This is a genomic window from Pseudomonas sp. P9_31, from assembly GCF_034008235.1.
GTDB lineage: Bacteria > Pseudomonadota > Gammaproteobacteria > Pseudomonadales > Pseudomonadaceae > Aquipseudomonas.
Genome location: NZ_CP125375.1, coordinates 4,873,209 through 4,894,088, shown reverse-complemented (window position 1 = coordinate 4,894,088; position 20,880 = coordinate 4,873,209). Strand labels below are relative to the sequence as shown.

The 20,880-nt window shown below is 60.0% G+C and carries 17 protein-coding genes; 14 read left to right on the top strand and 3 right to left on the bottom strand.

Going from position 1 to position 20,880, the window contains the following annotated elements:
• Positions 1 to 151: 151 nt before the first annotated feature.
• From QMK51_RS22080 to pcaC, 10 genes are all read left to right on the top strand, one after another.
• Entirely contained in the window at positions 152 to 1,498 is a 1,347-nt protein-coding gene (locus tag QMK51_RS22080; protein WP_320391847.1) for an MFS transporter, read from the top strand.
• A gap of 296 nt (positions 1,499 to 1,794) precedes the next feature.
• Positions 1,795 to 2,652, top strand: a complete 858-nt coding sequence (locus tag QMK51_RS22075; protein ID WP_320391846.1) for a CoA transferase subunit A — start codon at positions 1,795 to 1,797, stop codon at positions 2,650 to 2,652.
• Entirely contained in the window at positions 2,652 to 3,431 is a 780-nt protein-coding gene (locus QMK51_RS22070; RefSeq protein WP_320391844.1) for a CoA-transferase subunit beta, read from the top strand. The genes QMK51_RS22075 and QMK51_RS22070 overlap by 1 nt, the downstream gene beginning before the upstream one ends.
• Positions 3,428 to 4,633, top strand: a complete 1,206-nt coding sequence (pcaF, locus tag QMK51_RS22065; RefSeq protein ID WP_320394550.1) for a 3-oxoadipyl-CoA thiolase — start codon at positions 3,428 to 3,430, stop codon at positions 4,631 to 4,633. Before QMK51_RS22070 ends, pcaF begins: the two co-directional genes overlap by 4 nt.
• A gap of 53 nt (positions 4,634 to 4,686) precedes the next feature.
• Entirely contained in the window at positions 4,687 to 5,391 is a 705-nt protein-coding gene (pcaH, locus tag QMK51_RS22060) for a protocatechuate 3,4-dioxygenase subunit beta (protein WP_258697242.1), read from the top strand.
• Between the two features lies 1 nt (position 5,392).
• Entirely contained in the window at positions 5,393 to 5,959 is a 567-nt protein-coding gene (pcaG, locus tag QMK51_RS22055) for a protocatechuate 3,4-dioxygenase subunit alpha (protein ID WP_320391842.1), read from the top strand.
• 191 nt (positions 5,960 to 6,150) lie between these two features.
• Positions 6,151 to 7,446: an MFS family transporter gene (locus QMK51_RS22050; protein ID WP_320391841.1), complete on the top strand. Its 1,296-nt coding sequence runs from the start codon at positions 6,151 to 6,153 to the stop codon at positions 7,444 to 7,446.
• A 45-nt stretch (positions 7,447 to 7,491) separates the two neighbouring features.
• On the top strand, positions 7,492 to 8,856 hold the full coding sequence (locus QMK51_RS22045) for a 3-carboxy-cis,cis-muconate cycloisomerase (protein WP_320391840.1): 1,365 nt from the start codon (positions 7,492 to 7,494) through the stop codon (positions 8,854 to 8,856).
• A gap of 11 nt (positions 8,857 to 8,867) precedes the next feature.
• On the top strand, positions 8,868 to 9,674 hold the full coding sequence (gene pcaD / locus QMK51_RS22040) for a 3-oxoadipate enol-lactonase (protein WP_320391839.1): 807 nt from the start codon (positions 8,868 to 8,870) through the stop codon (positions 9,672 to 9,674).
• A 10-nt stretch (positions 9,675 to 9,684) separates the two neighbouring features.
• Complete coding sequence (gene pcaC, locus QMK51_RS22035) at positions 9,685 to 10,077, top strand: 4-carboxymuconolactone decarboxylase (RefSeq protein WP_320391837.1); 393 nt, start codon at positions 9,685 to 9,687, stop codon at positions 10,075 to 10,077.
• 202 nt (positions 10,078 to 10,279) lie between these two features.
• Here the strand turns inward: pcaC and QMK51_RS22030 are convergent, their stop codons facing one another.
• Positions 10,280 to 11,539: an OprD family porin gene (locus tag QMK51_RS22030; RefSeq protein ID WP_320391835.1), complete on the bottom strand. Its 1,260-nt coding sequence runs from the start codon at positions 11,537 to 11,539 to the stop codon at positions 10,280 to 10,282.
• A 615-nt stretch (positions 11,540 to 12,154) separates the two neighbouring features.
• Between QMK51_RS22030 and QMK51_RS22025 the strand changes: the two genes are divergently transcribed.
• The 4 genes from QMK51_RS22025 to QMK51_RS22010 all read left to right on the top strand — a co-directional run bounded on the left by QMK51_RS22025 (position 12,155) and on the right by QMK51_RS22010 (position 16,168).
• Complete coding sequence (locus QMK51_RS22025) at positions 12,155 to 12,418, top strand: Os1348 family RiPP precursor (RefSeq protein ID WP_258697235.1); 264 nt, start codon at positions 12,155 to 12,157, stop codon at positions 12,416 to 12,418.
• 111 nt (positions 12,419 to 12,529) lie between these two features.
• Complete coding sequence (locus tag QMK51_RS22020; RefSeq protein WP_258697234.1) at positions 12,530 to 13,006, top strand: GNAT family N-acetyltransferase; 477 nt, start codon at positions 12,530 to 12,532, stop codon at positions 13,004 to 13,006.
• A 14-nt stretch (positions 13,007 to 13,020) separates the two neighbouring features.
• Positions 13,021 to 14,181 (top strand): aKG-HExxH-type peptide beta-hydroxylase, encoded by a 1,161-nt coding sequence (locus tag QMK51_RS22015; RefSeq protein WP_320391833.1) that lies wholly within the window; start codon positions 13,021 to 13,023, stop codon positions 14,179 to 14,181.
• A gap of 16 nt (positions 14,182 to 14,197) precedes the next feature.
• Entirely contained in the window at positions 14,198 to 16,168 is a 1,971-nt protein-coding gene (locus tag QMK51_RS22010; protein ID WP_320391832.1) for a DUF692 family multinuclear iron-containing protein, read from the top strand.
• A gap of 87 nt (positions 16,169 to 16,255) precedes the next feature.
• Here the strand turns inward: QMK51_RS22010 and emhC are convergent, their stop codons facing one another.
• Both emhC and emhB read right to left on the bottom strand, forming a co-directional pair.
• The gene (emhC, locus tag QMK51_RS22005; RefSeq protein WP_320391830.1) at positions 16,256 to 17,716 is read right to left on the bottom strand and encodes an efflux RND transporter outer membrane subunit EmhC; all 1,461 of its coding nucleotides are present in this window, start codon (positions 17,714 to 17,716) and stop codon (positions 16,256 to 16,258) included.
• Entirely contained in the window at positions 17,716 to 20,877 is a 3,162-nt protein-coding gene (gene emhB / locus QMK51_RS22000) for an efflux RND transporter permease subunit EmhB (protein WP_258697230.1), read from the bottom strand. Before emhB ends, emhC begins: the two co-directional genes overlap by 1 nt.
• Positions 20,878 to 20,880 lie beyond the last annotated feature (3 nt).

Sequence of the window (20,880 nt, the reverse complement as noted above, 5' to 3'; positions counted from 1 at the left end):
CCCTCCCCATGCGCACGTTTCCCGACTGCCGCTGTTCCCACCGGTTTATTTGCCGAAACCGAATCGCCTGATCCCCGACCTCCTTTTCTTGTGACAGCGTCAGCCTCGGCTGGCACCTGTTCGACTGCGTTCTTTGCGTGGGATAAAAATAATGAACCAGCCTCAGTCTGCAGTAGGAAACTGCCTCGACGTGCAGTCCTTCATTAACGCTCAACCCATTTCGCGCTACCAATGGCGGGTGGTGATCCTGTGTTTCCTGATTGTCTTCCTCGATGGCCTCGACACCGCGGCCATGGGTTTTATCGCGCCGGCACTGTCCCAGGACTGGGGCATCGACCGCGCCAGTCTCGGTCCGGTGATGAGTGCGGCGCTGATCGGCATGGTCTTTGGTGCCTTGGGTTCCGGCCCGTTGGCTGACCGCTTCGGGCGAAAAGTCGTACTGGTGGGCGCGGTGCTGTTGTTCGGCGCGTTCAGCCTGGCGTCGGCCTACAGCACCAATGTCGATCAACTGCTGGTACTGCGCTTTCTCACCGGCCTGGGCCTGGGCGCCGGCATGCCGAACGCCACCACGCTGCTGTCCGAATACACACCGGAGCGCAAGAAGTCCCTGCTGGTGACCAGTATGTTCTGCGGCTTCAACCTCGGCATGGCCGGGGGCGGGTTCATCTCGGCCAAACTGATTCCGGCCTTCGGCTGGCACAGTCTGTTGATGATCGGCGGAATTCTGCCGCTGATCCTCGCCGTCGTATTGCTGTTCTGGTTGCCGGAATCGGCACGTTACCTGGTGGTGCGCAATCGCGGCACCGACAAAGTGCGCAAGGCCCTGGCGCCGATCGACCCGACGGTGGTGGCCCAGGCTTCGAGCTTCAGTGTGCCGGAACAGAAAACCGTGAAGGCGCGCAATGTGTTTGCGGTGATCTTCTCCGGCACCTACAGCACGGGCACATTGTTGCTGTGGCTGACGTACTTCATGGGGCTGGTGATCGTTTACCTGCTGACCAGTTGGCTGCCGACGCTGATGCGTGACAGCGGCGCGAGCATGGAGCAGGCGGCATTCATTGGTGCGCTGTTCCAGTTTGGTGGGGTGTTGAGTGCAGTGGGCGTGGGTTGGGCGATGGACCGGTTCAATCCGCACAAGGTCATCGGCACTTTCTACCTATTGGCCGGGGTGTTTGCCTACGCGGTAGGGCAGAGCCTGGGCAGCATCACGATATTGGCGGCCCTGGTGCTGGTGGCCGGGATGTGTGTCAACGGCGCGCAATCGGCGATGCCATCGCTGGCGGCGCGGTTTTACCCGACTCAAGGGCGGGCGACCGGTGTGTCGTGGATGCTCGGGATTGGCCGTTTCGGCGCGATCCTCGGGGCGTGGATGGGCGCAACGTTGCTGGGCCTGGGCTGGAACTTCGAGCAGGTGCTGACGGCGCTGGTGATTCCGGCCGCGTTGGCGACCACGGCGGTGGTGATCAAGGGCATGGTCAGTCATGCGGACGCGACCTGAGGGTAATTTTCGACAGTGATCGTTCCCACGCTCTGCGTGGGAACGCAGCCCGGGACGCTCCGCGTCCCCGAAGCGGACGCAGAGCGTCCATTGAGGCATTCCCACGCGGAACGTGGGAACGATCAGATCTAAGTCGGAGATCGGTAGGAAGATAACAATCTGTTCGATAAACGAACGCTCAGTCGATTATCGGATTGTTTGGGTTTTTCCAGGGGCTTAATCTTCAGTCATTCCGGCGCTGCGCATCGCGCCTTTTTCTACCACTGTCGGTTAATAAAAAAACGGGAGCCTGCCCCATGGCTGAAATCCTTTCGCTGCATGACGCGGTGAAGCAGTTCGTCAACGACGGCGATACCGTCGCGCTCGAAGGCTTCACTCACTTGATTCCTACGGCGGCGGGTCACGAAATCATTCGCCAGGGCAAGAAAGACCTGACCCTGGTGCGGATGACGCCTGACTTGATCTACGACCAATTGATCGGTGCCGGTTGTGCTCGCAAGCTGATTTTCTCCTGGGGCGGTAACCCGGGCGTGGGCTCGCTGCACCGCCTGCGTGATGCGGTCGAGAAGCAGTGGCCGCATGCGCTGGAAATCGAAGAGCACAGCCATGCCGACCTGGCCAATGCCTACGTCGCGGGCGCTTCGGGCCTGCCGTTCGCGGTGTTGCGTGCCTACGCCGGTTCCGACCTGCCGAAGGTCAACCCGCTGATCAAAACCGTCACGTGCCCGTTCACCGGCGAAGTGCTGGCGGCGGTGCCGTCGGTGCGCCCGGACATCACCGTGATTCACGCGCAGAAAGCCGACCGTCAAGGCAACGTGTTGCTCTGGGGCATTCTCGGCGTGCAGAAAGAAGCGGCGCTGGCGGCCAAACGCTGCATCGTCACTGTCGAAGAAATCGTCGATGACCTTAATGCACCGATGAACGCTTGCGTGCTGCCGACTTGGGCTCTGAGCGCGGTCTGCCACGTCCCGGGTGGCGCGCATCCATCCTACGCCCACGGTTACACCGAGCGCGACAACCGTTTCTACCAGGCCTGGGACCCGATTGCCCGCGACCGTGAAACCTTCACCGCGTGGATCAACGAGTACATCCACGGCTGCGCTGACTTCAGCGAGTTCCAGGCCAAGCTGACCGCTGCTTCGGAGGCCAAGTAATGACTTACACCACCAATGAAATGATGACCGTCGCCGCCGCCCGCCGTCTGAAAAACGGTTCGGTGTGCTTCGTCGGTATCGGCCTGCCGTCGAAAGCTGCCAACCTGGCGCGGCTGACGTCCTCGCCGGATGTAGTCCTGATCTACGAATCGGGTCCGATCGGTGCCAAGCCGAGCGTACTGCCGCTGTCGATCGGTGACGGTGAACTGGCGGAAACTGCCGACACTGTCGTCCCGACTGGTGAGATTTTTCGCTATTGGTTGCAGGGCGGGCGCATCGACGTCGGTTTCCTCGGCGCCGCGCAAGTCGATCGCTTCGGCAACATCAACACCACCGTGGTGGGCGACTACCATCAGCCGAAAGTTCGCTTGCCGGGTGCCGGTGGCGCGCCGGAGATCGCCGGTTCCGCCAAGAGCGTGCTGATCATCCTCAAGCAGTCGGCGCGCTCCTTTGTCGACAAACTCGATTTCATTACCTCGGTCGGCCATGGCGAGGGCGGTGATTCACGCAAGCGTCTGGGCCTGCCGGGTGCCGGTCCTGTCGGTATCATTACCGACCTGTGCATCATGGAACCGGAAGCCGGCACCCATGAATTCGTGGTCACCGCGCTGCACCCAGGCGTGACCCGCGAGCAAGTGGTCGCGGCCACCGGTTGGGCGATTCGTTTTGCCGACGCAGTTGAAAACACTGCCGAGCCAACCGATGTTGAGCTGACGGTGCTGCGCGATCTGGAAGCCCGCACCGCTGCGGCCCACGGCCAAGCACCCGGAGAAGCCTGATGCGTGACGTTTATATCTGCGACGCGATTCGCACCCCCATCGGCCGTTTTGGCGGTGGCCTGTCGGCGGTCCGCGCTGATGACTTGGCCGCCGTGCCGATCAAAGCGCTGATGGAACGCAACCCGTCGGTGGACTGGAGCGCGGTGGACGAGGTGTTCCTCGGCTGCGCCAACCAGGCCGGCGAAGACAACCGCAACGTGGCACGCATGGCGTTGTTGCTGGCCGGGCTGCCGGAAACCATTCCGGGCGTTACCCTCAATCGGCTGTGCGCTTCGGGCATGGATGCGATCGGCACCGCGTTTCGGGCCATCGCCAGCGGCGAGATGGAGCTGGCGATTGCTGGCGGCGTCGAGTCGATGTCCCGCGCACCGTTCGTGATGGGCAAGGCCGACGCGGCGTTTTCACGCAACATGAAGCTGGAAGACACCACCATCGGCTGGCGCTTCATCAATCCGTTGATGAAAGCCCAATATGGCGTCGATGCGATGCCGCAGACCGCCGATAACGTGGCCGACGATTACGAAGTTTCTCGCGAGGATCAGGACGCTTTCGCCCTGCGCAGTCAACAACGCACGGCCGTCGCGCAAGCCGCAGGATTTTTCGCCGAAGAAATAGTGGAAGTGCGCATTGCCCACAAGAAGGGTGAAACAGTGGTCAGCCAGGACGAACATCCGCGCGCCGACACAACGCTCGACACTCTGGCCAAACTCAAACCGGTCAATGGCCCGGACAAAACCGTCACTGCCGGTAATGCTTCCGGTGTGAATGACGGTGCGGCGGCGCTGATTCTGGCCTCGGCCGAAGCCGTGAAGAAACATGGCCTGACGGCCCGCGCCAAAGTGCTCGGCATGGCCAGCGCCGGAGTCGCACCACGGGTGATGGGCATCGGCCCGGTGCCGGCGGTGCGTAAATTGACCGAGCGTCTGGGCCTGGCGGTCAGCGATTTCGACGTGATCGAACTCAACGAAGCTTTCGCCAGCCAGGGTTTGGCCGTGCTGCGTGAACTGGGATTGGCGGATGACGCGGCCCAGGTCAACCCGAACGGTGGCGCCATTGCCTTGGGCCATCCGCTGGGCATGAGCGGTGCACGCCTTGTTCTGACTGCGCTGCATCAACTGGAAAAAACCGGTGGCAAGAAAGGTCTGGCGACCATGTGCGTCGGTGTCGGCCAGGGGCTGGCCTTGGCGATTGAACGGGTCTGACACGCTTGGCTGTGAATAAGTAGCGTCGACTAATAAGAACAGAGGAAAGCGCAATGACTGACAAACCTGGTTACCGTCGCCCACAGGCGGGCACTCAGCCGGAATACCTGCACCCTCCTTATCAATCCACCAACCTTCGCTCGCCGTCCAAGCCGTTGGTGTTTTTGCCTCATTCGCTGTCGGAAATCACCGGGCCGACCATCGGCGCCGAGCGTATTCAGGAGCGGGACAACGACCTGACTGCCCAGCACTCGGGCGAGCCGTTGGGTGAGCGGATCATCATCCACGGCCGTGTGCTGGATGAAAACGGTCTGCCGGTGCCGGGGATTCTGGTGGAGATCTGGCAGGCCAACGCCGCCGGTCGTTACAACCATGCCCGCGACCTGCACGATGCACCGCTGGACCCGAACTTCACCGGCACCGGTCGCACCGTGACCGACGCCGATGGCTGGTATCAGTTCCAGACCATCAAGCCAGGCGCCTATCCGTGGGGCAACCACCACAATGCCTGGCGTCCGGCGCACATCCATTTCTCACTGTTCGGGCCGAGTATTCTGACGCGCCTGGTGACCCAGATGTATTTCCCGGGCGACCCGTTGCTGGCCTACGACCCGATCTACAACTGCGTGCCCGATACCAGCGCCAAAGAACGCCTTATCGCCAGTTTCGATCTGGAAAAAACCATCCCTTCCTACGCCCTCGGTTATCGCTGGGACATCGTCTTGCGCGGCCGCGATGCCACGCCGATGGAGAAATAAGATGACGCTGAACGCGACCACGTCCCACACCGTCGGGCCGTATTACCACATCGGCCTGACCTGGCTGAACCGCGAAGACCTGACCGTTGCACAAACCCTTGGCGAGCGCGTGGCGATCACCGGGCAAGTCGTCGATGGCAATGGCGACTTCGTCAACGACGCCATGCTGGAAGTCTGGCAGGCCAACGCCGCCGGCAAATACGACCATCCCGAAGACGATCAGGACAAACCCCTGGACCCGAACTTCGAAGGGTTTGGTCGGGTGCCGGTGGATGCAGAAGGGCGCTTCCGCTTCACCACGATCAAGCCGGGCACGGTGGAAGGCTTGAAGGGCGCGACCCAGGCGCCGCACTTGGTGGTGCTGGTGTTTGCTCGCGGGTTGGTGAAGCACTTGCTGACGCGGATTTACTTTGATGGCGAACCGGCCAACGTGGCGGACCCACTGCTGGAGTGCGTGCCTGCCGAACGCCGCAGTACGTTGCTGGCGAAGCAGGATGCTGCGGGTGTTTATCAGTGGAATGTGATTTTGCAGGGGACGGATGCGGAGACGGTGTTCTTCGATTATTGAGAACACCCAACCCCCTGTGGGAGCGAGCCTGCTCGCGATTGCGGTGAGTCATTCAGCATTGATGGCACTGATACGCCGCTTTCGCGAGCAGGCTCGCTCCCACAGGGGATCTGTGTCGCTGATGCATTTGCGGAACGGGACTGTTGCTAGATGTGTCTAGACTCTCACGGTCCCCAAAAGAGTAAAAAACAATGACTACTCTCACAGCTCTCTACACCCGTGAAGAACGCAACAAAAGGATCTTTGCGATTGTCGGCGCCTCGTCCGGCAATCTGGTCGAGTGGTTCGACTTTTACGTCTACGCCTTCTGCGCGATCTATTTCGCACCGGCGTTTTTCCCCTCCGACAACCCCACGGTGCAGCTGGTGAACACAGCGGGCGTATTCGCTGCCGGGTTCCTGATGCGGCCCATCGGCGGCTGGATCTTCGGTCGGTTGGCGGACAAACACGGGCGCAAGAATTCGATGTTGATCTCGATTCTGATGATGTGCTTCGGCTCTTTGCTCATTGCCTGCCTGCCGACCTACAACAGCATCGGTGTCTGGGCGCCGATCCTGCTGCTGTTCGCGCGCCTGCTGCAGGGCTTGTCGGTGGGCGGCGAATACGGCACCACCGCCACCTATATGAGCGAAGTCGCCCTCAAGGGCCAGCGCGGGTTCTTCGCGTCGTTCCAGTACGTGACACTGATTGGTGGGCAGTTGCTGGCGGTGTCGCTGGTGGTGATCCTGCAACAGTTCCTCAGCGAGGATGAATTGCGTGCCTATGGCTGGCGAATTCCGTTCGTGGTCGGGGCGGCCGCTGCGTTGATTTCGTTGTTCCTGCGTCGTGCGCTCAAGGAAACCAGCAGCAAGGAAATGCGCGAAAACAAAGACGCCGGCAGCATCGGTGCACTGTTCCGTGATCACAAGGCTGCGTTCATCACCGTGCTGGGCTACACCGCCGGTGGCTCGCTGATTTTCTACACCTTCACCACGTACATGCAGAAGTACCTGGTGAACACCGCCGGCATGCACGCCAAAACCGCCAGCTACATCATGACCGGCGCGCTGTTCCTTTACATGTGCATGCAACCGTTCTTCGGCATGCTCGCCGACAAGATCGGCCGGCGCAATTCGATGCTCTGGTTCGGCGCCCTCGGCACGTTGTGCACCGTACCGATCCTGTTGAGCCTGAAAAGTGTCAGCAGTCCGTTCCTGGCCTTTGTGCTGATTACCGTGGCGCTGGCGATCGTCAGTTTCTACACCTCGATCAGCGGTCTGGTGAAAGCCGAAATGTTCCCGCCAGAGGTGCGCGCCCTGGGCGTCGGCCTGGCGTATGCGGTGGCCAATGCAATCTTCGGCGGTTCGGCGGAGTATGTGGCGCTGAGCCTTAAAGCCGGAGGCATGGAAAACTCGTTCTACTGGTACGTGACGGTGATGATGGCGGTCGCGTTCCTGTTCAGCTTGCGCCTGCCGAAACAGGCGAAGTATTTGCAAAACGACCTTTGATCTTTACGCGGGGGCCTCACTGACCCTCGCCTGCAAGGACTGTTTATGAACCAGCGACCGGGCAATCAATTGTTCGATGCCTACTTCACCGCACGGGACATGCGTGAGGTGTTCTGCGATCAGGGCCGGGTTCAGGCCATGCTTGATTTCGAAGCCGCACTGGCCCGGGCCGAGGCGCGGGTCGGCCTGATTCCGCAGACGGCTGTTGCGTCTATCGAAGCGGCCTGCCTCGCTGAACATTACGACTTCGTCGCGCTCGGCGAGGCGATTGCCACAGCGGGCAATTCGGCGATTCCTTTGGTCACGGCACTGGGCAAGCAGATCGCCAGGAGCGATGCCGAAGCCGAGCGCTACGTGCATCTGGGCGCGACCAGCCAGGACGTGATGGACACCGGCCTGGTGTTGCAACTGCGCCGCGCACTGGAACTGATCGAAGCTGATCTGGCGCAACTGGGGGAAACCCTCGCCACCCAGGCCTGGCGTTACGTCGCCACGCCGCTGGCCGGGCGCACCTGGTTGCAGCACGCGACGCCGGTCACCCTCGGCATGAAAATCGCCGGTTGGCTGGGCGCGGTGACCCGCAGTCGCCAGCGCCTGCTGGAACTCAAACCGCGCCTGCTGGTGCTGCAATTTGGTGGCGCCTCCGGCACCCTCGCGGCGCTCGGTGAGCAGGCGATGCCGATTGCCAAAGCCTTGGCCACAGAACTGCAACTGACCTTGCCGGAACAACCCTGGCACACCCAGCGCGATCGTCTGGTGGAGTTCGGCGCGGTACTTGGATTGATCGCCGGCAGCCTCGGCAAACTCGGCCGCGACATCAGCCTGTTGATGCAGACCGAAGCCGGCGAAGTGTTCGAACCGTCGGCGCCGGGCAAGGGCGGTTCCTCGACCATGCCGCACAAACGCAACCCGGTGGGTGCGGCGGTGCTGATCGGTGCGGCGACGCGGGTGCCGGGTTTGCTCTCGACCTTGTTCAGCGCCATGCCCCAGGAGCACGAGCGCAGCCTGGGCCTGTGGCATGCCGAATGGGAAACCCTGCCGGAGATCTGCTGTTTGGTGTCGGGTAGCCTGAAGCAAGCGCTGTTGGTGGCCGACGGACTGGAAGTGGACGCGATGCGCATGACGCGCAACCTCGACCTGACCCAAGGCCTGGTGCTGGCCGAAGCGGTGAGCATCGTCCTGGCGCAACGGGTCGGTCGCGACACCGCGCACCATGTGCTGGAGCAATGCTGCAAGCGCGCAGTGGCTGGACAACGGCATCTGCGCGCGGTACTCGGCGAGGAGCCGCAGGTGACTGCCGAGCTGTCGGACGCGGAACTCGATCGTCTGCTGGACCCCACCCATTACCTCGGTCAGGCCCATACTTGGGTCGAGCGAGCGGTGGCTGAACATTTTGCGTTGATAGCCTGAAGGAGACTGCTGTGGCATTCGTACAACTCGCCGAGGGCGAACTGCACTACCAAATTCAAGGGCCGCAACTCGATGGACCGGCGGATGCGCCGGTGCTGGTGTTGTCCAACTCACTGGGCACCGACCTGCACATGTGGGACGCGCAGATCCCGGCGTTCACCGAACATTTTCGCGTGCTGCGTTTCGACACCCGTGGTCACGGCAAATCATTGGTGACACCAGGGCCGTACAGCATCGAGCAACTGGGCCGCGACGTGCTGGCGCTGCTGGATGCGCTGCACATCGAGCGCGCGCATTTCTGTGGTCTGTCCATGGGCGGGTTGATCGGTCAGTGGCTGGGGATCAATGCCGGTCAGCGATTGAACAAACTGATCGTGTGCAACACCGCGGCAAAAATCGGCGATCCATCGGTGTGGAATCCACGGATCGAAACCGTGCTGCGTGACGGCGCGGCGGCGATGGTTGCCCTGCGCGATGCGTCGATTGCGCGCTGGTTCACCGCGGATTTTTCCGAGGCCAATCCGGCGGCGACGAAGCAGATTACCGATATGCTCGCGGCGACTTCACCTGAAGGTTACGCAGCCAATTGCGCGGCGGTGCGCGATGCCGACTTCCGCGATCAGTTGGCCTCGATTCAAGTGCCGCTGTTGGTGATCGCCGGCACTGAAGACGCTGTCACGCCGCCGTCCGGTGGGCATTTCATTCAGGAACATGTGCGGGGCGCCGAGTACGCCGAGTTCTACGCCGCGCACCTGTCCAACGTCCAGGCCGGCGCTGCGTTCAGCGACCGAGTGCTGGCGTTTTTGTCAGCTCATTGAGGGGATTGTTGTGGACGAGAAACAACGTTACGACGAGGGCCTGAAAGTCCGCCGCGCAGTACTCGGCGACGCCCACGTCGACCGCAGCCTGAGCGCGCTGACCGAGTTCAACTCGGAGTTCCAGGAAATGATCACCCGCCACGCCTGGGGCGACATCTGGACCCGCCCGGGCCTGCCGCGTCACACCCGCAGCCTGATCACCATTGCCATGCTGATCGGCATGAACCGCAACGAAGAACTCAAACTGCACCTGCGTGCCGCCGCCAACAACGGTGTGACCCGCGGCGAGATCAAGGAAGTGATCATGCAGAGCGCAATCTACTGCGGCATCCCGGCGGCCAACGCGACCTTCCACCTGGCCGAGTCGGTGTGGGATGAGTTGGGGGTTGAGTCGCGGGAGTGATCCGCGAAAGTTGTGTTGCCTGAGCTGACACCTTCGCGGGCAAGCCTCGCTCCCACAGGTCTGCGGTGTGGATGCAAATGTTGTGTTCACCGAAGATCCCTGTGGGAGCCGGGCTTGCCCGCGATGGCGGCAGTCCGTTCAATATTGATGTGACTGAAAGATTGCCATCGCGGGCAAGCCCGCTCCCACATTCAGTTTGTGTTTACAGCAGGCTGATCGGATAGCTGACGATCAACCGGTTTTCGTCGAACTCGTTGTTACTGAAGTCGCGGCGGATGGTCGAGTTGCGCCATTTGACGTTGAGGTTTTTCAGCGTGCCGCTCTGCACCGTATAGCCCAGTTCGCTTTCGCGGCCCCATTCCTTGCCGTCGCTGGTGGTTGCGGTATGGACGTTGTCGCCGCTGATGTAGCGGTTCATCAGGGTCAGGCCCGGTACACCCAGGGCGGCGAAGTTGTAGTCGTGGCGCAGTTGCCAGGATTTTTCCTTCGCGTTGTCATAGCTGGCGTTGTAGCTGTCGTTGGCCAGGGTGCCACCGCTGGTGCCGTTGACCCGCATCCAGGCGCTGTCGCCGGTGAGTTTTTGCAGGCCGACGTAGAAGGTGTTGCCACCGTATTTGGCCGAGAACAGGCCCGACCAGGTCTTGTTGTCCAGCTCGCCAGCCCGGGCGCTGCCGTCATCCTTGCCGTAGAAGAACCCGAGGTTGGCGCCCAGCGTCCAGTCGCCCAGCGGTTGGGTGTGGATCAGGTTGACGTATTGCTGGCTGTAGATGTCCTTGAGTTCAGCATTCCACAGGCCGATCTGGGTGCGCTTGTCGTTGAAGGCATATTCGCCACCCTGGAAGTTGAAGCGGTCTGACTTGAATGCCGTTTTACCGGTCATCGACATGTCGCTCATGCTGCTGTCGTCCCGCGGGCTGTTGGCGCGGAACTGGCCGCCGTAGAGGGTCAGCCCGTCGATTTCCTTCGAGGTGATCTGGCCGCCACGGAAGGTTTGCGGCAGCGAGCGACCGTCGTCCGAACGCAGGATCGGCAGCACCGGCATCCATTCACCGACCTTCACTTCGGTCTGCGACAGCTTGGCCTTGAACGCCACATTGGTGCGACCGAAGTTATCCGCCGGGCGACCGTCGTGATCCAGCGGCAGCAACTGCGTACCGCCGGTGCCTTTGCCTCCGTCGAGCTTGACCGAATACAACCCCAGCACGTCCATGCCGAACCCGACGGTGCCCTGGGTGAACCCGGACTTGGCGTCGAGGATGAAACTCTGCGTCCACTCTTCAGCCTTGCCCTGGGTCTTGGTCGGGTTGGTGAAGTTACGGTTGATGTAGAAGTTGCGCAGGTTCAGGTTGACCTTGGCACCTTCGACAAAACCGGCTTCCTCGGCCATGGCGGGCAGGGCCGCGCCGGCCAGTGCGATGGCGATCAGGCTGGGAAACAAATACTGCGTGGTGGAGGAAGTCATGGGTTCGGGTCTCTCTAATTGTCAGGGATGAAGCAGTACACAGCCGCAACCAAGGGGTCGCAGACAAAAAATCGAACGGGAAAAAGGATCGGGCGAGATCAGCCAGAGTGGGGAGGGCGCGTAGTCATGGTGTCGGACCTTGTTGTTATTGATTTTTGCAGGTGCGGGCAATGGTGCGAGGGATGGGCGGGGGGATTCAATTGGGTGGATGGGGTTTTGGGCGATTATCGAACACTAATGGGCGCCAGCCCGGTCATGGACGGTATGAGGCATTCTTAATTAAATCCCATAGTTATCCGGGGCAATAATGGGTGTCCGGGTTTATGTTTTATTAATGGCGCTTTGTTTATGTTGAAGTTGGATGGATGTGCTTAATGCTTTGGTTGTAAGAAGTTTCCTACGGCTCTTTCTGTCATTAAAGGTCTGTCGATAATCGCCAGTTAAACTTAAGGATTGGTGTTGTCGGTTATCGTGAAAAGATTTAAAGGGAATCGTGGATGTGGCTGGAAAAGAAAAGAGGCCTTGCTATATTCAAAATCCTCAGGCGGGGAAAGGGAAATCGCATGCTTCGTCAGGGGTTTTTTTAGTCATGCCGAAATAACAAGGAGAAGTGCCATGGGTAATAAAGTCAATCAGGAACGTTTGGCCTCGGTTCTCGGACGCGCCGTGCTGGACGAGAAATTCGCCACTGAACTTCACAAAGATCCGGCCGGTGCCGCTAAAAATATTGGCGTGCACTTAAGTACTGATGAGATCGCGGCGGTTAAAGGTATGGATGCTGCAAAACTGACGGCAGCCTCCGCTGGAATCCGGAGCAACCTGGGAATCCGCGCGGTATTTGATACACAGAACCAGCAGCAACAGGCGCGAATGGATTAAAGGCCGGCGATGCCATTTGGCGTGCCACGCAAGGTTGGCTTTTTCGGTGGTACGCCGAATGGCTTTATTGAATTCATGATGTAAAGCGCTCGAGCACGGAGTGAATGACTCATGTCTGTCACCTTGGCTCCAATGAATGACGCGGACTTTGTTACGTTTGCTGAAAGAGCCCTTGCTGAATATGGCGACGGCATGGTCGCTGCGGGCGAGTGGGTTCGAGAGGAGGCGTCGCAAAAGGCACGAAGTGTCTTCGAGCAATTGTTGCCGCAAGGGCGACTGACTGAAAAAAATCAACTCTGGGTGATCAAGGATCAAGCTCGGCGCATCGGTGAATTATGGGTCGCCGAACGACAGGCCGGTGCTGGTCGGATCGCCTTCATCCTGGACATTTACATTGACCCCGACGTGCGTCGTCAGGGTTATGCAAAGCAATCGCTGCTGGCCCTGGAGTCATGGGCACGCCAGGCGGGATGCGAGGAAGTGCGGTTGCATGTCTTTGGCCGCAACGATGCGGCGCGTCGTCTTTATGAACAATCGGGTTATGGCATTGCCAGTCTGACGATGGCGAAGCCATTGCCGCCAGCCTAAGGGAAGGTTGAGAAATGGACATCGGTAACAGTGGTCAACGTGAGCTATCGGTCGACGATTTATTTCAGGGTACGACCTTCCTTCCGGATTCGGAGCTTTCGCGATTTGAAGTCTTGCTGGAGCGTGTCAGTCGAAATCGCTACACCAGCTTTGTTGCGCTGTACACCGAGCTTTTTCAATTGTTTCCCAATGCCCCGCATTTGGCGGATTTCTTTGAGCAAGCGTTTAATCTTATCGTTCCTCCCACCCGGGAACAGCGTTTGATTATTAATGATCCGGTGTTTCAAGTGTGGAATGTGCTGACGGCTCATTACGCCAACCTGGTCATAACGAAAAAGACGGAGGACAGGGGTGAGTTGGAAAAAATGTTGTTCGAATTTCCAGAGATGCTACTGCGCGTTAAAGCGACGGACAGTCCTCGCGCGAATCATTATTGTCCTCCCGTGCATCGGTTTGATGTCGATCCGCTGGTTGCGATAGTAATGCCTCCCAGCTATGAGTTTCCGGAAGATGAAACAGTCCGCAAACAGTTGGAACGTAGCGGTTACTCCGTGCGTTTTTTTTGCGATGTGGTGAATATTGCCCTGTTGCGCATAGAACACACCTGGCCTGCCTGTCGCGAACAATTTAAAAAGCTGGTCAAGTCGATTTTTTATTTACCCGATGGTTCATTTCGAAGCTGTTCGGCTTCCCGCTTCACCGGAATCATCCTCTTGTCGAGCCGGGATGATTCGATACTCGATCTGGAAGAGTCTCTGGTGCACGAGGCTACTCATCAGTTGCTCTATCACATTGTCGAGGTGTGCCCGGTCGTTAAGGAAGAGACCTCGCGGGAGCCGTTGTTCGCCTTGCCGTGGTCGGGACAGAAGCGTGACTTTTATGGCTACTTCCACGCGTTTTTCGTGTACATCGCGTTGGTCAAATACCTGGGGCGGGTTCGTTCGCGTTCGCCCGAGGAGCTGCAACGGGCGCAAAACCGTCTTGTGTTCATTCTGCAAGGCTTGATCAAGGCGGTGCCGGATTTCGAAGCCAGCACTGACTTCACCCCCCAGGGACGTCAGCTGATGGAGAACCTGGTCAAAGAGGTCAAATCGCTGGAAAGCCAGTATGCCGGGCTATTGGCGATATCGGGGGCTGAGGCTGAGCAACAACGCTTGCTGGGTATGACCGCTTGATGCCAGGGAGGCTCACATGGAGATGTTTGATGCCTCGCCCTATCCCGAGGCCGGGGTAGGGCTGGAATACCATTTGCCACGGCACAGCCTTCAGGATGATCTGTCGGAGCATGGACTCGACCAGACTGTCGAACGGATTCTCGCCGAGGGTTTACCGCATTTCGATTACGTCGAGTTTCAGCCGACGCACTGCATTCTGGAACCTCGTCTGCTTGAGGTCAGCGCCCAAGTGCCGAGCTTGCTGCATTCGTCCAGTTTGTCCCTGGGCAGCGTGGGTATCGCGATGGATCGCGAGTTTCTGCGCATGACGCGGCGACTGTGCGACAAGACCCGTTCGCCGTGGCTGGCCGAGCATATTTCCTGGTCGCGTTTCCACGGTGGCGACATTCAGCACTTCATTTTGCCGACCTTGGCCCAAGAGGTGGCTGACACGGTGGTGGCCAATGCCATTGAACTGCGGGAACTCACGGCAACGCTGCTGGTGCTGGAAAACGCGCCGCGGTTGTTTTCATTGCACGATGCACAAGCGCAGTCCGAAGGCGAGTTCATCTCCAGTGTGGTGGAGCGCAGCGGCTCGGGCTTTCTGCTGGATCTCGACAGCGCGATCACGACGGCCAGAACCCAGGGTTACGACCTGAACGACTATTTGCGGTCGTTGCCGCTGGACCGGCTGATTGAAATTCACACCGGTCATCCGCGGCGGGATTGGGATATCTTGCGTCAGTTGTTTGCAACATCCCCGGTGAAAGCGATCACCCTTGAATGGGATATTTCCCGCAAAGCCGATGACGCGGAACTGTCGACGTTGATCAAGGCCATCAAGTCCTTGAGACCCAAGGCCCTGTTCTGGCAGGGGAGCGATCAACAGGGCGCGCAACAGACGCCAGCGGAGGGTGCGCAGACTCTGTTGAAACTCAGGGAAAACACCTGGCTCAGTGTCGGCTCGGCATCGTTTTTTATCCGGGATCGGCAGCAGGACCTGAGCCTGGCGTTCGATGTGACGTTTCTGCCGTTACTGCGCCACTTCCTGACCCCGCAGACGCTGGAGAGTGCCTTGTTGCTGCCGGGTGTTTTGCAAAGCCCTGCACAGGACGACAACCTGGCGTTCCTGAGGACGCTGGTCAGCCACGGGGTTTTGCTGCCCGTCGCGAATCAATCGGACATTATCCCGCCCGACGAGTGCAAACATCCGCTTGACCTTTGGGCCCACTGGGATGCGGCGCTGGAGTTTTACCTGAGTACCCGGACCGGCTCGCACACGCCCTATATCAGCGTTGCCGAGCTGGAAACGGAGCTTGAGCAAAGGGCCTCGGCGCAACGCCAGCCCTCGGCGTTCAAGGACTATGGGTCCCATCCGTTCATTGCCCTGGAAAACCCGCTACTGACTCCCTGCGCGATTGCTCAGCCGGCGTTGCTGGACTCGCTGTGCAATCGCCGCACGTCACGAACCTTCAGTGACCAGCCGTTGAGTTCGGCACAGTTGTCTCTGTTGCTCTATTACACCTGGGGCGCGACGGTCATGGAGCAAAACCGCATGGGGGACTACTTCCTGAAAAAAACCTCGCCGGCCGGCGGTTCGCTGCAAGGCACCGAGGTGTATGCGGTGCTGATGAATGTGCAGGGTTTCGAGCGAGGTCTTTACCACTATTCGGTACGTCGTCACGGGCTTGAGTTGCTGTCCCTGGAAGATCCGCGAGCCTGGATCAGCGAGGCTTGTGGCGGGCAGCCGTGGATCAAGGACGCGGCGGCGGTGTTCGTTTCCACGGCGCGGGTCGAACGGATGGCCTGGAAATACGAATTCAGCCGGGCACTGCGGGTGGCGCTGATGGATGCCGGGCATCTGAGCCAGACCTTTTCGCTGCTGGCCACCGCCTTGGATCTGGGCTGTTTCACCACAGCGGCGTTACGCGACGAAATGTTCGAAAACCGCTTGGGGCTCGATTATCTGGAAGAGCCGGTGTTTCTGGTGAATGGGGTTGGGAGGTAATACGAACGCGTTACCTTTTTCATGGCCAACAAAAAGCCCACCATTTGGCCATTACACCGTTTGGTGGGCTTCGTGTTTACCGCGCTATCAGAACAACTTCATCTTCGGCGCTTCTTCTTTCAACGGCTCGTTCTTCGCCGTCTGTTCATTCCAGCCACCCCCCAGCGCCTTGTACAGATTGACCGCACTGGTCAGCTGCGCCAGACGGTCGGTGATCAGCGCCTGTTGGGCACTGAACAGCTGGCGCTGGGCGTCGAGGAAGGTCAGGTTGCTGTCGACGCCGATGCGGTAACGACGCTCGGCTAGACGGTAGTAGTCCTGGTTGGCGCTGACGAAATCACGCTGAGCCTGCAACTGCTCGGTGTAGGTCTGGCGTGCGGCCAGGCCGTCGGCGACTTCCTGGAAGGCCGTTTGAATGGACTTCTCGTAGTTCGCCACGCTGATGTCTTTCTGGATTTTGGAGTAATCCAGGCTGGCGCGCAGGCTGCCGGCGTTGAAGATCGGCAGGTTGATCTGCGGCTGGAACAACCAGGTGCCCGAACCTCCCTTGAACAGACCGGACAGGTCCGGGCTCAGGGAGCCGGCATTGGCAGTCAGGCTGATGCTCGGGAAGAACGCAGCCCGCGCCGCGCCGATGTTGGCGTTGGCAGCTTTGAGGTTGTACTCGGCCTGAAGGATGTCCGGACGACGTTGCAGCAAGTCCGACGGCAGGCCGGCCGGTACTTCGCTCAGCAGGTCGTCCGACAGTGGCTTGGCCGCTTGCAGATTGGCCGGGATACCGGTGCCGAGCAGCAGCACCAGGCTGTTTTCATCCTGGGCAACCTGACGGGTGTATTTGGCCTGTTGTGCGCGGGCGTTTTCCACCGAGGTACGCGATTGGGCCAGATCCAGTGCCGAGGCTACACCCACTTCGTTGCTGCGCGAGGTGAGCTTGTAGCTCTCCTCGTAGGCACCGAGGGTTTCCTGAGTGAGCTTGAGCAATTCCTTGTCAGCCTGCCAGGTCAGGTAGGCATTGGCCACACTGGCCACCAGGCTGATCTGCGTGCTGCGCCGCGCTTCTTCAGTGGCGAAGTACTTCTGCAAGGCTTCTTCGCTCAGACTGCGAACCCGACCGAACAGGTCGAGTTCATAGGCGCTGATGCCGACGGTGGCTGAGTAAGAGCTGGTGATACCCGCTTCACCGGTTTGCGAGGCCCGTGCCGGGACCCGCTGACGGCTGCCGCTGCCGGTAGCCGAAACCGCCGGGAACAGATCGGCACGCTGAATGCGGTACTGAGCCGCATAAGCGTCGATGTTCAGCGCCGCGACGCGCAGGTCACGGTTGTTCTCCAATGCGGTCTGGATCAGCTGTTGCAATGCCGGGTCGTGGAAAAACTGCTTCCAGCCCTGTTCGGCGGCGGCCTGGTTGGGCGCCTGGGCCGGCGAATACGCCGGGCCTTGCGGGTATTGGCCCGCCACCGGTGCTTCAGGCTGCTGATAATCGGGTATCAGCGAGCAGCCACCCAGCACGAAGGCGGCGACTGCGAGGGAGAGTAGCGACTTGCTCATTAGCCAGCCTCTTGAGAAGTTTCAATGGCGTCATCCTGGTCGGCGACTTTGCGCTGGCCCATGGACGACACGGTGACGAAGAACAACGGAACCCAGAAGATCGCCAGGATCGTGGCCGTGAGCATACCGCCAATCACCCCGGTTCCGATCGCATGTTGGCTACCCGAACCTGCGCCCGTGGAAATGGCCAGCGGTACCACGCCGAGCACGAATGCGAGCGAGGTCATGATGATCGGTCGCAGACGCATCCGGCAGGCTTCGATCGCTGCATCGCGCAGGCTGCGCCCTTGTTCATGCAGTTCCTTGGCGAACTCGACGATCAGAATGGCGTTTTTCGCCGCCAGACCGATGGTGGTCAACAGCCCCACCTGGAAATACACGTCGTTGGACAGGCCGCGCAGGCTGGTCGCCATCAGCGCACCGATGATCCCAAGCGGCACGACCAACATGACCGCGATCGGGATCGACCAGCTTTCATACAACGCCGCCAGACACAGGAACACCATCAGCAGCGACAAGGCGTACAGCGCTGGCGCTTGCGAGCCGGACAGACGTTCCTCGTACGACAGACCGGTCCAGGAAATACCGACACCGGCCGGCAGTTTCTTGGCCAGGGCTTCGACTTCGGCCATGGCTTCACCGGTGGAATAACCGGGGGCCGGGGCACCGAGGATTTCCATCGCCTCTACGCCGTTGTAACGCGACAGCTTCGGCGCACCGTAAATCCACTCACCCTTGGCGAAGGCCGAGAACGGAACCATGGTGCCGGCGCTGTTGCGCACGTACCACTTCTTGACGTCTTCAGGGCTCATGCGGGCACCCGGCTGGCCTTGCACGTAAACCTTCTTCACCCGACCGCGGTCGATGAAGTCGTTCACATAGCTACTACCCAAGGCAATCGACAGGGTGTTGTTGATGTCGGTGAGGGTCACGCCCAGGGCGCTGGCCTTCTCATCGTCGATTTCCAGTTGGTATTGCGGCTCGTCGTTCAGGCCGTTAGGACGCACTTGCGACAGGACCTTGCTTTGCGCCGCCATGCCGAGGAACTGGTTGCGTGCCGCCATCAGCTTTTCGTGACCAATACCGGCGCGGTCCTGAAGGAATACGTCGAAACCGGTGGCGTTACCCAGTTCCAGTACCGCCGGTGGCGCGAAGGCAAACACCATGGCGTCGCGGAAGGTAAAGAAGTGCTGTTGGGCACGGGCCGCCAGTTTGAACACGCTGTTGTCGGCGTTACGTTCGTCCCACGGTTTGAGCATGATGAACGCCATGCCCGAACTCTGGCCACGGCCGGCGAAGTTGAAACCGGTCACGGTAAACACCGAGGCCACCGCATCGCCTTCGCCGCCATCCTTGCTCGGACGCAGCAGGAACTCGCGCATTTCATCCACGACCACTTGCGTGCGCTGGGAGCTGGAACCGGCCGGGGTTTGCACCTGGGCAAACAGTACGCCCTGGTCTTCTTCCGGCAGGAACGCCGTTGGAATGCGGGTGAACAGCCAGATCATGCCGACCACGATGATCAGGTACGCCAGCAGGTACGGAGCCTTGTGCGCGAGCATGTTGCCGACGCCGCGCTCGTAGCTTCTGACGCCACGGTCGAAGTTGCGGTTGAACCAGCCGAAGAAGCCGCGTTTCGGTATGCCGTGCTCGCCTTTCGGAATCGCCTTGAGCATGGTGGCGCAGAGCGCCGGGGTGAAGATCAATGCAACCATCACCGACAAGGCCATGGCCGAAACGATGGTGATCGAGAACTGCTTGTAGATCACACCGGTGGAGCCGCTGAAGAACGCCATCGGCAGCAGTACCGCCGACAGCACCAGGGCAATACCGACCAGCGCACCCTGGATCTGCCCCATGGATTTCTTGGTGGCCTCCTTGGGTGACAGGCCTTCTTCGCTCATGACCCGTTCGACGTTTTCCACCACGACGATGGCGTCGTCCACCAGCAAGCCGATGGCCAGCACCATACCGAACATGGTCAGGGTGTTGATGCTGAAGCCGAATGCCGCGAGGATCCCGAACGTACCCAGCAGTACCACCGGCACGGTCATCGTGGTGATGACGGTGGCGCGGAAGTTCTGCAGGAACAGGAACATCACCAGGAACACCAGCACGATCGCTTCGACCAGGGTTTCAACCACACCCTTGATCGACTCGGTCACCACCGGGGTGGTGTCGTACGGGAACACCACTTCCATCCCTTGCGGGAAGAACGGCTTCAGGTCGTTGATGGTTTTGCGCAGGGCCTTGGCGGTATCGAGGGCGTTGGCACCGTTGGCCAGTTTCACTGCCAGACCGGAAGCCGGGCTGCCATTGAACTGGGCGCTGACGCTGTAGTTCTCGCCACCCAGGCCTACTTCGGCGACGTCTTTGAGACGAACCTGCGAGCCGTCCTTGTTGACCTTGAGCAGGATTTCCTTGAATTGCTCGGCAGTCTGCAGACGGGTCTTGCCGATGATCGTAGCGTTCAGTTGCTGGCCGGGCAGGGCGGGCAAGCCGCCGAGTTGACCGGACGAGACCTGGACGTTCTGGGCCGCGATGGCGGTTTTCACGTCCACCGGGGTCAGGTTGAAGTTGTTCAACTTGGCCGGGTCGAGCCAGATCCGCATCGCGTACTGGGCACCGAAGACCTGGAAGTCACCGACACCGGCGGTGCGGGAGATCGGGTCCTGCATGTTCGACACGATGTAGTTGGACAGGTCGTCCTTGGTCATGCTGCCGTCGCGCGATACCACGCCGATGACCATCAGGAAGTTCTTCACCGACTTGGTCACGCGGATGCCCTGTTGCTGCACTTCTTGCGGCAGCAGCGGGGTGGCCAGGTTCAGTTTGTTCTGGACCTGAACCTGCGCGGTATCGGAGCTGGTGCCTTGTTCGAAGGTCGCGGTAATGGTCATGCTGCCGTCGGAGTTACTTTCCGACGAGACATAACGCAGATTGTCGATACCGTTGAGCTGTTGCTCGATCACCTGCACCACAGTGTCCTGCACGGTTTGTGCAGACGCGCCTGGGTAGGTCACAGAGATGGCAATGGCCGGAGGCGCAATGCTCGGGTATTGGTTGATCGGCAGTTTGAGGATCGATAAAGCCCCGACCAGCATGATCACCAGGGCAATCACCCAGGCGAAAATCGGACGGTCGATAAAAAATTTCGACATGGT